The organism is Serratia sp. szju, from assembly GCF_044594185.1.
Classification (GTDB): domain Bacteria; phylum Pseudomonadota; class Gammaproteobacteria; order Enterobacterales; family Enterobacteriaceae; genus Serratia; species Serratia bockelmannii.
Genome location: NZ_CP172576.1, coordinates 72,940 through 84,652, shown reverse-complemented (window position 1 = coordinate 84,652; position 11,713 = coordinate 72,940). Strand labels below are relative to the sequence as shown.

At 62.3% G+C, this 11,713-nt stretch carries 13 protein-coding genes; 12 read left to right on the top strand and 1 reads right to left on the bottom strand.

Going from position 1 to position 11,713, the window contains the following annotated elements; genetic code table 11:
- Positions 1-7: 7 nt before the first annotated feature.
- The 12 genes from RE418_RS00450 (at position 8) to nei (ending at position 10,308) form a co-directional block, all read left to right on the top strand.
- A complete protein-coding gene (locus tag RE418_RS00450) occupies positions 8-217 on the top strand; it encodes a YbfA family protein (protein WP_004939916.1) in 210 nt (69 codons plus the stop codon).
- A gap of 142 nt (positions 218-359) precedes the next feature.
- Positions 360-1,316 (top strand): DUF523 and DUF1722 domain-containing protein, encoded by a 957-nt coding sequence (locus RE418_RS00445; protein WP_025301870.1) that lies wholly within the window; start codon positions 360-362, stop codon positions 1,314-1,316.
- Between the two features lie 15 nt (positions 1,317-1,331).
- On the top strand, positions 1,332-2,762 hold the full coding sequence (gene phrB, locus RE418_RS00440) for a deoxyribodipyrimidine photo-lyase (protein ID WP_089180627.1): 1,431 nt from the start codon (positions 1,332-1,334) through the stop codon (positions 2,760-2,762).
- Between the two features lie 22 nt (positions 2,763-2,784).
- On the top strand, positions 2,785-3,765 hold the full coding sequence (locus RE418_RS00435) for an MBL fold metallo-hydrolase (protein WP_025301872.1): 981 nt from the start codon (positions 2,785-2,787) through the stop codon (positions 3,763-3,765).
- Positions 3,766-3,783: 18 nt separating this feature from the next.
- Positions 3,784-4,527, top strand: coding sequence for a type 2 GTP cyclohydrolase I (locus RE418_RS00430; RefSeq protein WP_025301873.1), 744 nt, complete (start codon positions 3,784-3,786; stop codon positions 4,525-4,527).
- 159 nt (positions 4,528-4,686) lie between these two features.
- Entirely contained in the window at positions 4,687-5,343 is a 657-nt protein-coding gene (gene pxpB, locus RE418_RS00425) for a 5-oxoprolinase subunit PxpB (RefSeq protein WP_025301874.1), read from the top strand.
- Positions 5,337-6,269 (top strand): 5-oxoprolinase subunit PxpC, encoded by a 933-nt coding sequence (gene pxpC, locus RE418_RS00420; RefSeq protein WP_049208635.1) that lies wholly within the window; start codon positions 5,337-5,339, stop codon positions 6,267-6,269. The genes pxpB and pxpC overlap by 7 nt, the downstream gene beginning before the upstream one ends.
- The gene (pxpA, locus tag RE418_RS00415; protein ID WP_025301876.1) at positions 6,259-6,999 is read left to right on the top strand and encodes a 5-oxoprolinase subunit PxpA; all 741 of its coding nucleotides are present in this window, start codon (positions 6,259-6,261) and stop codon (positions 6,997-6,999) included. Before pxpC ends, pxpA begins: the two co-directional genes overlap by 11 nt.
- A gap of 62 nt (positions 7,000-7,061) precedes the next feature.
- On the top strand, positions 7,062-7,793 hold the full coding sequence (locus tag RE418_RS00410; protein ID WP_016928734.1) for a DUF969 domain-containing protein: 732 nt from the start codon (positions 7,062-7,064) through the stop codon (positions 7,791-7,793).
- The gene (locus RE418_RS00405; RefSeq protein WP_399675686.1) at positions 7,790-8,809 is read left to right on the top strand and encodes a DUF979 domain-containing protein; all 1,020 of its coding nucleotides are present in this window, start codon (positions 7,790-7,792) and stop codon (positions 8,807-8,809) included. The genes RE418_RS00410 and RE418_RS00405 overlap by 4 nt, the downstream gene beginning before the upstream one ends.
- An 8-nt stretch (positions 8,810-8,817) precedes the next feature.
- Entirely contained in the window at positions 8,818-9,462 is a 645-nt protein-coding gene (gene pcp / locus RE418_RS00400) for a pyroglutamyl-peptidase I (RefSeq protein WP_016928732.1), read from the top strand.
- 54 nt (positions 9,463-9,516) lie between these two features.
- Entirely contained in the window at positions 9,517-10,308 is a 792-nt protein-coding gene (nei, locus tag RE418_RS00395) for an endonuclease VIII (RefSeq protein WP_089180628.1), read from the top strand.
- Positions 10,309-10,368: 60 nt separating this feature from the next.
- On the opposite strand, the gene RE418_RS00390 is transcribed toward nei, so the two are convergent.
- The gene (locus RE418_RS00390; RefSeq protein ID WP_016928730.1) at positions 10,369-11,661 is read right to left on the bottom strand and encodes a citrate synthase; all 1,293 of its coding nucleotides are present in this window, start codon (positions 11,659-11,661) and stop codon (positions 10,369-10,371) included.
- Positions 11,662-11,713: the final 52 nt, after the last annotated feature.

Below are 11,713 nucleotides of genomic sequence, written 5' to 3'. Positions count from 1 at the left end.
GGTTCGCATGTCTACGACCTATCACGCTTATTCACTGCATCGGATTCTCCTGCGCCGCAGCGCAGTGGTTATCGCGGGCATTTTGGCCCTGCCGGTGATGCTGTTCCGCAGCGATCGCGGGCGTTTTTACAGCTACCTGCACCGCGTCTGGTCAAAAACCAGCGATAAGCCGGTCTGGCTGCAGCAGGCGGAACTGGCGTCCTGCGATTTCTACTGAGTCGCTGCCGATTCACGAAAAAACCCTCGCCCTGTGGCGGGGGTTTTTTTATGCCTCTGGCCACCCCTATCAAGCGCAAGGTCGTATTTGGCAAGCCATTCTTCTACACTTTCCTCATCGGTCAACAACATGGGAGAGCGGTATGAGCGACAAGATCCCTATCGGCATCAGCGCCTGTTTACTGGGCGACGCGGTGCGTTTCGACGGTGGCCACAAGCGGCTGGCTTTTGCGGTGGAACAGTTGGCGCCCTATGTGCGCTTTGAGCCCGTTTGCCCGGAAATGGCGATCGGCCTGCCCACGCCGCGCCCGGCGCTGCGCCTGGTGAAACAGGCGCAGCCGTGGCCGGCGATGCGCTACAGCAACGACGCCGGCGTGGATCTGACCGAGGAGATGCGCAGTTTCTCCGCGCAGCGCGTGGCCGCGTTGCAGCATCTGTGCGGCTATATCGTCTGCGCCAAGTCGCCGAGCTGCGGCCTGGAACGGGTGCGGGTCTACAGCGAGAACGGCAAGGACTCGCGTAAAAACGGCGTTGGGCTGTTTACCGCCGAACTGCTGCGCCAGATGCCGTGGCTGCCGGTGGAAGAAGATGGACGATTGCAGGATGCGGCGCTGCGGGAAAACTTTATCGAGCGAGTGTACGCGCTGTATGAGTTGAACATGCTGTGGCGTCAGGGGCTGACCCGCGGCGGGCTGATCGCGTTTCACAGCCGCTACAAGCTGTCGCTGCTGGCGCATTCGCAGCCGGCGTACCGCGAGCTGGGGCGCTTCGTCGCCGATATTCACCGCTGGGACTCGCTGGAGGCCTTCGCCGTGGAATACCGCAGCCGCCTGATGGCGCTGTTGGCGCACAAAGCGACGCGGCGCAACCACACCAACGTGTTAATGCACGTGCAGGGCTACTTCCGTCGTCAGCTTAGCGCGGCGCAGCGCCAGGAGCTGGCGCACCTGATCGATCGCTACCGGCAGGGCATGCAGCCGCTGCTGGCGCCGATCGCGCTGCTCAAGCATTACATGGCGGAATACCCCGATCGCTATCTGGCGGAACAACGCTATTTCGAACCTTACCCGGAGGCGCTGCGTTTGCGTTACGGCCATTGATTGACAAGGAGTTTTATGACCACGCATCTGGTCTGGTTGCGTAACGATCTGCGTATCACCGACAACAAAGCCCTGCACGCCGCCTGCAGCGATCCGAAAGCCCGGGTGCTGGCGGTGTTTATCGCCACACCGGAGCAGTGGCGGCAACATGAGATGGCGCCGCGGCAGGCGGCGCTGATCCACGCCAGCCTGCAGGCGGTGCAACAGGCGCTGGCGCAAAAGAGCATTGCGCTGCATTGCCATGCCTGTGCGGACTTTGCCGCGTCGATCGACTGGCTGGCGGACTATTGCGAGCGAGAGCAGGTAGATGCGCTGTTTTACAACCGCCAGTATGAACTGAATGAACGGCGACGCGATGTGCGGCTGGAGCAGCAGTTGAATGGACGGGTAACGTGCCACGGTTTTGATGACAGCCTGCTGTTGCCGCCGGGCAGCGTGCTCACCGGCGGCGGCGAGATGTACAAGGTTTATACGCCGTTTCGCAACGCCTTTATTCAGCGCCTGACCGAGTCCGACGTGAGCTGCCTGCCGGCGCCGAAGATCCGTGCCGATGGCGCGTTGCCTGCGCCTGAGGCGCCGGCGGCGTTCGATTATCCCGCGGCGGAAATTGGGGATGACTATCCCGCCGGCGAGGAGGCCGCGCTGCAGCGGCTGCGCGCCTTTTGTCGTGAGCAGGTGCAGGATTACCTTCGGCAGCGCGATCTGCCCGCCATTGCCGGCACCAGCAGCCTGTCGCCCTATCTGGCGATCGGTGCGCTGTCGCCGCGCCAGTGCTTCAACCGCCTGCGCGCCGAATGCCCGCAGCTGCTGGAAGATCGCGAGAGCGGCGCTTTCGCCTGGCTGAACGAGCTGATTTGGCGCGAGTTCTACCGCCATCTGCTGGTGGCCTATCCCGAGCTGTGTCGCCATCGGCCGTTTATCGCCTGGACGGACAAGGTGCGCTGGTGCGATGACGCGGCGAAGCTGCAGGCCTGGCAGCGGGGCGAAACCGGTTATCCGATCGTCGATGCCGCCATGCGCCAACTGAATGCCACCGGCTGGATGCACAACCGGCTGCGCATGATCAGCGCCAGTTTTCTGGTGAAAGATCTGCTGATCGACTGGCGCGCCGGGGAGCGCTATTTCATGTCGCAACTGCTGGACGGGGATCTGGCGGCCAACAACGGCGGCTGGCAGTGGGCGGCCTCCACCGGCACCGACGCCGCGCCGTATTTCCGCATCTTCAACCCGACCACCCAGGGTGAACGTTTTGATCCACAAGGCACTTTTATCCGTAAATGGTTGCCGGAACTGGCGGATGTGCCCGACAATGACATCCATCATCCCCATCGCTGGGCGGAAAAGCAGCGATGCACGCTGAACTACCCGCTGCCGATCGTCGATCACAAACAAGCCCGCATGGAGACGTTGGCGGCGTTCGAGGCGGCGAAACGGGGAGAGTCTTGAGGCAACTGCAAGGAGCGACGCAATGATGAAAAAGGTGCTGGCCCTGTGCCTGAGCGGCTATTCGGCGCTGGCGATAGCCGGCTTTGACGTGGTGGCGCTGGGCGTCGACGGCGGCGTTAGCGACGGCAACCTGACCTCTTATCTGATCCGCAGCGATAATCAGCCGCAGTATGTGGCGCTGGACGCCGGCTCGCTGCTACCGGGCATCGCCAAAGGGTTGGAGAAGGGCAGTTTCCCGCAGGTGACCCCCGAGCTGGCCGCGCCTTACACGCCGCAGGGCTATGTGTTCCGGCAGTTGATCGGCAGTTACTTTATCAGCCATGGCCATCTGGACCACGTGGCGGGGCTGATCGTCGGCTCGCCCGAGGACAATAAAAAAACCGTTTACGCCCAGGCGGACACCGTGCTGACCCTGCGTAATCACTACTTCAACTGGAAGGCCTGGCCGAACTTTACCGACGCCGGCAACGGTTCGCGGCTGGGCACTTACCGGCTGCAAACGGTGCGGCCGCAGCAGCGCTTTACCCTCGGCCTGACCGGGTTGACCGGCGTGATGTACCCGCTTAGCCACGATCGCTACCCGTCGTCGATGCTGCTGATTTCCAACGGCAGCGAGTTCTTCGCCTACTTCGGCGATACCGGGCCGGATAAGGTGGAGCAATCACGCGATCTCGATACCGTCTGGCGCACGCTGGGGCCGCTTGTCGAGCAGAAAAAGCTCAAAGGCATGATTATCGAAACCTCGTACCCCAATGGGATGGAGGATAAACATCTGTACGGCCATTTGACGCCGGCCTGGCTGCTGAAGGAGTTGAAGAACCTGACGCAGTACAGCGGCGGTGAAGGTTCGCTGAACGGTCTGCCGGTGGTGATCAGCCACATCAAGCCCAGCCTGAAGCAGGGCGAAGACACGCGCGCCGCCATTGCGCAGCAGCTGGCGCAGGGCAACGATCTGGGCGTGAAATTCATCCTGATGGCGCAGGGCGACCGGCAGACATTTTGACTATGAAGAGAGAAGAGAATGCGTAACCTCGATCTGGAACAACTGATCAATACGGAACTGAACGCCGCGGCGTTTCAGGACTACGCCCCTAACGGATTGCAGGTAGAAGGCCGCCCGCACGTGCAGCGCATCGTGACCGGTGTCACCGCCTGTCAGGCGCTGCTGGATGCCGCAGTGGCGCATCAGGCCGACGCGATTATCGTGCACCACGGCTATTTCTGGAAAAATGAGGCACCGGCGGTGCGCGGCATGAAGCGCAATCGTCTGAAAACGCTGTTGACTCACGATATTAACCTGTACGGCTACCACCTGCCGCTGGACGCGCATCCGGTGCTGGGTAACAACGCGCAGCTGGCGCAGGCGCTGGGCATTCGGGTGATTGGCGACGTCGAGCCGCTGGTGCCACACGGCGAATTTGAACAGCCGCTGACCGGCGAGGCGCTGCAGCAGCGTATCGAAAGCCGGCTGGGGCGCGCGGTGCTGCACTGCGGCGATAACGCGCCTGAGCACATTCGCCGGGTGGCCTGGTGCACTGGCGGTGGCCAGGGCTTTATCGACAGCGCGGCGCGCTTCGGCGTCGATGCGTTCATCAGCGGTGAAGTGTCTGAACAGACCATTCATAGCGCGCGCGAAATGGGCGTGCATTTCTTCGCCGCCGGTCACCATGCGACCGAGCGCGGTGGCGTGAAAGCGTTGGGGGACTGGCTGGCCCAGCACCACGGCTTTGATGTGACCTTTATCGATATCCCGAATCCCGCCTGATTTTTTTCTTCCCCGGATCCAGCCCGGCCTGTGCGCCGGCTGAATCCTTTTATCGCGCTATTTCCTTATTTTCCTTATGGTTGCGTTCTATTGACAGCCGGGGCCGCGTCACGCATAACTGGTGTGTTTTTCATCGCGATAATAATAAGGAGAATAAGGGTGCAACAAGCACGTTATTACCTGTTGGGTGAAAGAGCGGTAGTGCTTGAACTGTCGCCGCCGGTGACGTTACCGAGCCAGCAGCGCATCTGGGCGCTGGCGGAAAAGCTGAATCACCACCCCGACGTGCGGGAAGTGGTGCCGGGGATGAACAACCTGACGCTGTTGCTGCATACGCCGCAGGCCGACGCCGAAGCGATGCTTGCGTTGCTGCAGCAGGGTTGGGAAAGCAAAGAGCGCCTGACGCCGGAGTCGCGCCAGGTGGATATTCCGGTGGTCTACGGCGGGGAGCAAGGCCCCGATCTGGATGACGTGGCGCGCCATACCGGCATGACGCCGCGGCAGGTGGTGGAATGCCACGCGGCGGCGGCCTACGTGGTCTATTTCCTCGGCTTTCAGCCGGGCTTCTCCTATTTGGGCGGCATGCCGGAAAAATTGGCGACGCCGCGCCGCGCCGAACCGCGTCTGGCGGTGGCGGCCGGCTCCGTCGGCATCGGCGGCGGCCAGACCGGCATCTATCCGCTGGTGACACCCGGCGGCTGGCAACTGATTGGCCGCACGCCGCTGGCGTTGTTCAATCCGCATGAAATGCCGCCGACGCTGCTGCGCCCGGGCGATAGCGTGCGCTTCGTGCCGCAGAAGGAGGGCGTATGCTGATTATTCTGCGTGCCGGCATCTATACCACGGTGCAGGATTTGGGCCGCGAGGGATTCCGCCGCCTGGGCATCAGCACCGGCGGGGCGTTGGATCAACCGGCGCTGAAGATCGCTAACCTGCTGGTGGGCAACGCGCCGGAGGCCGCCGGGCTGGAGATCACGCTCGGCCAGTTCAGCGCCGAGTTTACCCACTCTGGCTGGATCGCCCTGACCGGCGCCGGCTGCGACGCGCAGCTGGACGGCAAGCCGCTGTGGACCGGCTGGCGCTACCCGGTGAAAAAGGGGCAGCGGCTGGCGCTAGGCACGCCGAAACGCGGCATGCGCAGCTACCTGGCGATCTCGGGCGGTATCGCCGTGCCGGAAATGCTGGGCTCGTGCAGCACCGACATGAAAGCCGCCTTTGGCGGCCACGAAGGCCGTAATCTGAAAGACGGCGATCGGCTGCCGCTGGGCAAATCAGCCGCTCAACCGCAACATCGCTGCGGCGTGAAACAGCTGCTGTTCACCAACCGCATCCGCGCGCTGCCGGGGCCGGAGTACGCCGAATTCAGCGAAGAGGCGCAGGATACGTTTTGGCGCACCGCCTGGCAGCTTAGCCCGCAGAGCAACCGCATGGGCTACCGCCTGCACGGCGGTACGCCGCTGGAGCGCACCACCGACCGCGAGATGCTGTCGCATGGCCTGATGCCCGGCGTGGTGCAGGTGCCGCATAACGGCCAGCCGATCGTGCTGATGGCCGATGCGCAAACCACCGGCGGTTACCCGCGTATCGCCTGCGTGATCGAAGCCGATCTCTACCACTTGGCGCAGATCCGTCTCGGCGAACCGATCCACTTCGTTCTCTGCTCACTGACGGAGGCGCAGCGCGCCAAAGCCGAGCAGGATCTCTTCCTTCGACAGATTGCCTGGGGGTTACATGATCGTTGATTTGAACGCCGATCTCGGCGAAGGCTGCGCCAACGATCAGGCGCTGTTGCAATTGGTGAGCTCGGCCAACATCGCCTGCGGCTTCCACGCCGGCGATGCGCAGACCATGCGTCAATCGGTGCGCTGGGCATTGCAGTACGGCGTGGCGATCGGCGCCCATCCGAGTTTTCCCGATCGGGAGAACTTCGGCCGCACCCGCATGCAGCTGCCGCCGGAAACGGTGTACGCGCAGGTGGTGTATCAGCTCGGAGCGCTGGCGGCGATCGCCCGCGCCGAGGGTGGGGTGATGGTACATGTTAAGCCGCACGGCATGCTCTATAACCAGGCGGCGGTTGAACCGGCGCTGGCGGAAGCGATCGCCCGGGCGGTGCAGGCGGTCGATCCGGCGTTGCGGCTGGTGGGGCTGGCCGGCAGCGAGCTGATCCGCGCCGGGGAAAAACTCGGTCTGACCACCCGGCAGGAGGTGTTCGCCGATCGCGGTTATCAGGCCGACGGCACGCTGGTGCCGCGCGGTTTGCCGGGGGCATTGATCGAGGATGACGAACAGGCGCTGGCGCAAACGCTGGAGATGGTGCGCCATCACCGGGTGCGCAGCGTGGATGGCGTCTGGGCCGCCGTTCAGGCGGAAACTGTCTGCCTGCACGGGGACGGCGAGCATGCGCTGGCGTATGCGCGCAAGCTGCGGGACAGTTTTGTTCAACAGGGTATTCGCGTCAGCGCGGAGCAATAAAGCCGTAAAGCAAGACACAACATCACAAGCAAAAAACTATTAGAAAATATCGAGGGAAGACTATGGAACAGGCCGTGAATCTCTGGCCACTGATCGGCATCGCCGCCATCGTGGTCGGGTTTGTATTGCGTTTCAACCCGGTGCTGGTGGTGATCGCCGCCGGTATCATCACCGGTTTGGCGGCGCTGATGCCGCTGGACGTCATTCTGGAAAAGCTCGGCGAGGGCTTTCTCAACACCCGCAACCTGCCGCTGATCCTGCTGCTGCCGCTGGCGGTGATCGGCCTGCTGGAGCGCCACGGGCTGAAAGAGCGGGCGCAGGCGTGGATCGCCAAGATCAAAAGCGCCACCGCCGGCCGTTTGCTGATCGTGTACCTGTTCGTGCGCGAGATCACCGCGGCGATGGGGCTGACCAGCCTGGGCGGGCACCCGCAAATGGTGCGGCCGCTGCTGGCGCCGATGGCGGAAGGGGCAACGGAAAACCGCTATGGCGAACTGCCGGAGCGTACGCGCCACCGCCTGCGCGCCATGTCGGCCGCGACCGACAACGTCGGGCTGTTCTTCGGTGAGGATATCTTCGTGGCCTTCGGCGCGATCATCTTCATGCATAACTTTATGCTGGAGTCCGGCGGCATTCAGACCGAGCCGCTGCATATCGCGCTGTGGGGCATTCCGACCGCCATTTTCGCTTTCCTGATCCACGCGTTCCGGCTGTATCGGATGGATAAGCAGCTGAGCGCCGAGCTGGCGCAGCTGAATCAGGCGGCGCTGCAGGCGAAGGGGGAGGCGCGATGAACTTCCAGCAACAATATCTCTACTGGCTGGCCGGCGCGGTGCTGCTGATTGTGGCGGTGATGTCCTTCCGCGATCGCGCCAACCCGCGCCGCATCACCACCGGGCTGTTTTGGGGGTTGTACGGCCTGGTATTCCTGGTCGGCGACTGGACTTACCGCCTGCTGGGCGACGTACTGGGCGAGGGCAGTAACGAGAAACGTATGCTGCACATCATCGTTGGCGGGGTGGTGGTGGTGATGGCCCTGATCGCCGGCTTCGGCGGCGTGCGCCTCGGCAGCTATCATCAGCGAACGCCGCAGGAGCGCGAGACCAGCGCCAAGCGTTTGGGCAACAAGCTGTTTATCCCCGCGTTGGCGATCCCGGTGGTGACGGTGATCGGCGTGCTGCTGTTCAACAACATTCCGGCGTTGCAAAGCGCGGTGTTCGGCAGCGGTAAACACGCGACGCTGATCACGCTGTTCTCGATGACCGTCGGCTGCCTGATCGGTCTGGCGATCGCGGTGAAAATGACCCATGAGAAGGCGTTGCAGCCGGTGCAGGAAGCGCGGCGCCTGCTGGATTCGATCGGCTGGGCGTTCATTCTGCCGCAGATCCTCGCCACGCTGGGTCTGCTGTTTACCGTCGCTGGCGTTGGCACTGCGATCTCGCATCTGACCCAGGAGTATCTGGCGGTCGATAACCGCTTTATCGCCGTGGCGGTCTACGCTATCGGTATGGCGGTGCTGACCATGGTGATGGGCAACGCCTTCGCCGCTTTCCCGATCGTTACCGCCGGCATCGGCATTCCGATCCTGGTATTGCAGCATGGCGGCAACCCGGCGGTGATGGCGGCGATCGGCATGTTCTCCGGCTATTGCGGCACCCTGATGACGCCGATGGCGGCGAACTTCAACATTGTGCCGGCGGCGCTGCTGGAGCTGCCGGACAAGAATGCGGTGATCAAGGCGCAGGTGCCGACCGGCGTGCTGCTGCTGTTGGTTAACGTGTTCCTGCTGTATTTCCTGATGTTCCTGTAGGAGTAAGGATGCAAAAAGTATTGATTACCGGCTTTGAGCCGTTTGGCGGCGAACGCCTTAACCCCTCCTGGGAAGTGGTGAAGCAGCTCAATGATATGGAGCTGGTCGGCACGCGCATCGTGGCGCGCCAACTGCCGTGCGTGTTCGGCGCGGCGCTGGAGGCGCTCAATGCGGCGATCGATGAGGTGCAGCCGGTGATGGTGCTGGCTATCGGCCAGGCCGGCGGCCGCACCGATATCACGATTGAACGGGTGGCGATCAACGTCGACGATGCGCGCATTCCCGACAATCAGGGGCAGCAGCCGGTGGACGAGCCGATCGTCGCCGGCGGCCCGGCGGCCTATTTCAGCACCTTACCGATAAAGGCGATGGTCAGTTCGATGCGCGAAGCTGGCATTCCGGCTGCCGTTTCGCAGACTGCCGGCACCTACGTGTGCAACCATGTGATGTATGGGCTGCTGCACCGTTTGAGCGGCCAGCGTGAGGTGAAGGGCGGCTTTATCCATATTCCGTACCTGCCGGAACAGGCGGCGGCCCACCCCGGTGCGCCGAGCATGGCGGCTTCGACGGTGCTGTTTGCGCTGGAGCTGGCCGTTTCCATCGCTTTGCAGGTGGAACACGATCTGAAAGTGGTGGGCGGCGCGACGCATTAATCAAGAGAATCCCCGGCGCATCGGGCTGCGCCGGGTCCACGCAAGGAGTGGTCTATGCCGGAAGGACCGGAGATTCGCCGGGCGGCGGACAAACTGGCGGCGGCGGTGATCGATCAGCCGTTGACCGCCGTCGATTTCGCTTTTCCTCAGTTGAAACACTATCGCCAGCGTCTGATCGGCGAGCGTATCGTCGCCATCGAGCCGCGCGGCAAGGCGCTGCTGACCCATTTCTCCAATGGGCTGACGATGTACAGCCATAACCAACTGTATGGCGTGTGGAAAGTGGCGGCGGCAGGAGAGACGCCGGAGACCAAACGCGATCTGCGGGTGCGGCTGGAAACCGCCCGCAGCGCGATATTGCTCTACAGCGCTTCCGACATTACCGTCGGGCCGCGCGAGGAAATAGAACAACACCCGTTTTTGCAACGCATCGGCCCTGACGTGTTGGACATGTCGCTGACGGTAGACGAGGTGGCGGAGCGGTTGCTGACGCCGCGTTTCCGCCGCAGGCAGCTGGGCGGCATGCTGCTCGACCAGGCGTTTCTTGCCGGATTGGGCAATTATCTGCGTGCCGAAATCCTGTGGCAGGCCGAACTGGCGCCGCAGCATAAACCGCAGGATCTGACGCCAGAGGCACTGCGCCGTCTGGCGGAGGCGTTGCTGGCAGTGCCGCGCCTTTCCTACCAGACGCGCGGGCAGGCGGATGACAACCGGCATCACGGCGCGCTGTTTCGCTTCAAGGTATTTCATCGCAGCGGTGAGCCTTGCGAACGCTGCGGCGCGATGATTGTGCGCACCGAGCTGTCGTCGCGGCCGTTTTATTGGTGCCCGGGTTGCCAGAAATAAGCAAAAAAAACGCCGCCCGAAGGGGCGGCGCTGTGCGGTTTCAGCCAGGAAAGCGGCGGCTTACTTGTTTTTCAGCTGGGATTTGAAATCACGCTCGGCATAGCCGGTGTACAGCTGACGCGGACGGGCAATTTTGATGCCTTCGTCGTGCATTTCGTTCCAGTGGGCGATCCAGCCGATGGTGCGTGCGATGGCGAAGATCACGGTGAACATGGAAGAAGGAATGCCCATCGCCTTCAGGATGATGCCTGAGTAGAAGTCGACGTTCGGGTACAGTTTCTTCTCGATGAAGTACGGGTCGTTCAGCGCGATGTGTTCCAGCTCCATCGCGACCTGCAGCAGGTTGTCGTCCTTCTTGTTCAGCTCTTTCAGCACTTCGTGACAGGTTTCGCGCATCACGGTGGCGCGCGGATCGTAGTTCTTGTACACGCGGTGGCCGAAGCCCATCAGGCGGAAGGAGTCGTTCTTGTCCTTGGCGCGCTTGATGAACTCTGGAATGTGCTCGACGGTCTTGATCTCTTCCAGCATTTTCAGCGCCGCTTCGTTGGCGCCGCCGTGTGCCGGCCCCCACAGGGAGGCGATACCGGCCGCGATGCAGGCGAACGGGTTGGCGCCGGAAGAGCCGGCGGTGCGCACGGTCGAGGTAGAGGCGTTCTGCTCATGGTCGGCGTGCAGGATCAGGATGCGGTCCATGGCGCGTTCCAGCACCGGGTTCACCACGTACTCTTCGCACGGGGTGGCGAACATCATGTGCAGGAAGTTGCCGGCATAGGACAGATCGTTGCGCGGGTAAACGAACGGCTGGCCCAGGGAGTATTTGTAGCACATCGCGGCCACGGTCGGCATTTTGGACAGCAGACGGAACGCGGTGATTTCGCGGTGACGTTCGTTGTTGACGTCCAGCGCATCGTGGTAGAACGCCGCCAGCGCACCGGTCACGCCGCACAGCACTGCCATCGGGTGCGAGTCGCGACGGAAGCCACGGAACAGATGGGTGATCTGGTCGTGGATCATGGTGTGACGGGTTACGGTCGTCTTGAAGGTTTCGAACTCTTCCGGCGTTGGGGTCTCGCCGTACAGCAGGATGTAGCACACTTCCAGGTAGGAAGATTCTTTCGCCAGCTGCTCGATAGGGAAGCCGCGGTGCAGCAGCACGCCTTTGTCGCCGTCGATGAAGGTAATCTTGGATTCGCAAGAAGCGGTGGAGGTAAAGCCGGGATCAAATGTGAAATAACCTTTGGAACCCAGAGCGCGGACATCGAGGACATCAGGGCCCAGTGTCGGTGTCAATACGCCCAGTTCGATCGGAGCTTCGCTGTCGTTAATGGTTAGCGTCGCTTTCTTATCAGTCATTTACTGTCTCCTTAGCGCCTTATTTTAAAAAACCACTAACAACTGAAATACC

Excerpts from the sequence above, each read along its gene's own strand:
- RE418_RS00450 (WP_004939916.1), top strand. The coding sequence starts at position 8 with ATGTCTACGACCTATCACGCTTATTCACTGCATCGGATTCTCCTGCGC.
- RE418_RS00445 (WP_025301870.1), top strand. The coding sequence starts at position 360 with ATGAGCGACAAGATCCCTATCGGCATCAGCGCCTGTTTACTGGGCGAC.
- phrB (WP_089180627.1), top strand. The coding sequence starts at position 1,332 with ATGACCACGCATCTGGTCTGGTTGCGTAACGATCTGCGTATCACCGAC.
- RE418_RS00435 (WP_025301872.1), top strand. The coding sequence starts at position 2,785 with ATGATGAAAAAGGTGCTGGCCCTGTGCCTGAGCGGCTATTCGGCGCTG.
- RE418_RS00430 (WP_025301873.1), top strand. The coding sequence starts at position 3,784 with ATGCGTAACCTCGATCTGGAACAACTGATCAATACGGAACTGAACGCC.
- pxpC (WP_049208635.1), top strand. The coding sequence starts at position 5,337 with ATGCTGATTATTCTGCGTGCCGGCATCTATACCACGGTGCAGGATTTG.
- pxpA (WP_025301876.1), top strand. The coding sequence starts at position 6,259 with ATGATCGTTGATTTGAACGCCGATCTCGGCGAAGGCTGCGCCAACGAT.
- RE418_RS00410 (WP_016928734.1), top strand. The coding sequence starts at position 7,062 with ATGGAACAGGCCGTGAATCTCTGGCCACTGATCGGCATCGCCGCCATC.
- RE418_RS00405 (WP_399675686.1), top strand. The coding sequence starts at position 7,790 with ATGAACTTCCAGCAACAATATCTCTACTGGCTGGCCGGCGCGGTGCTG.
- pcp (WP_016928732.1), top strand. The coding sequence starts at position 8,818 with ATGCAAAAAGTATTGATTACCGGCTTTGAGCCGTTTGGCGGCGAACGC.
- nei (WP_089180628.1), top strand. The coding sequence starts at position 9,517 with ATGCCGGAAGGACCGGAGATTCGCCGGGCGGCGGACAAACTGGCGGCG.
- RE418_RS00390 (WP_016928730.1), bottom strand. The coding sequence starts at position 11,661 with ATGACTGATAAGAAAGCGACGCTAACCATTAACGACAGCGAAGCTCCG.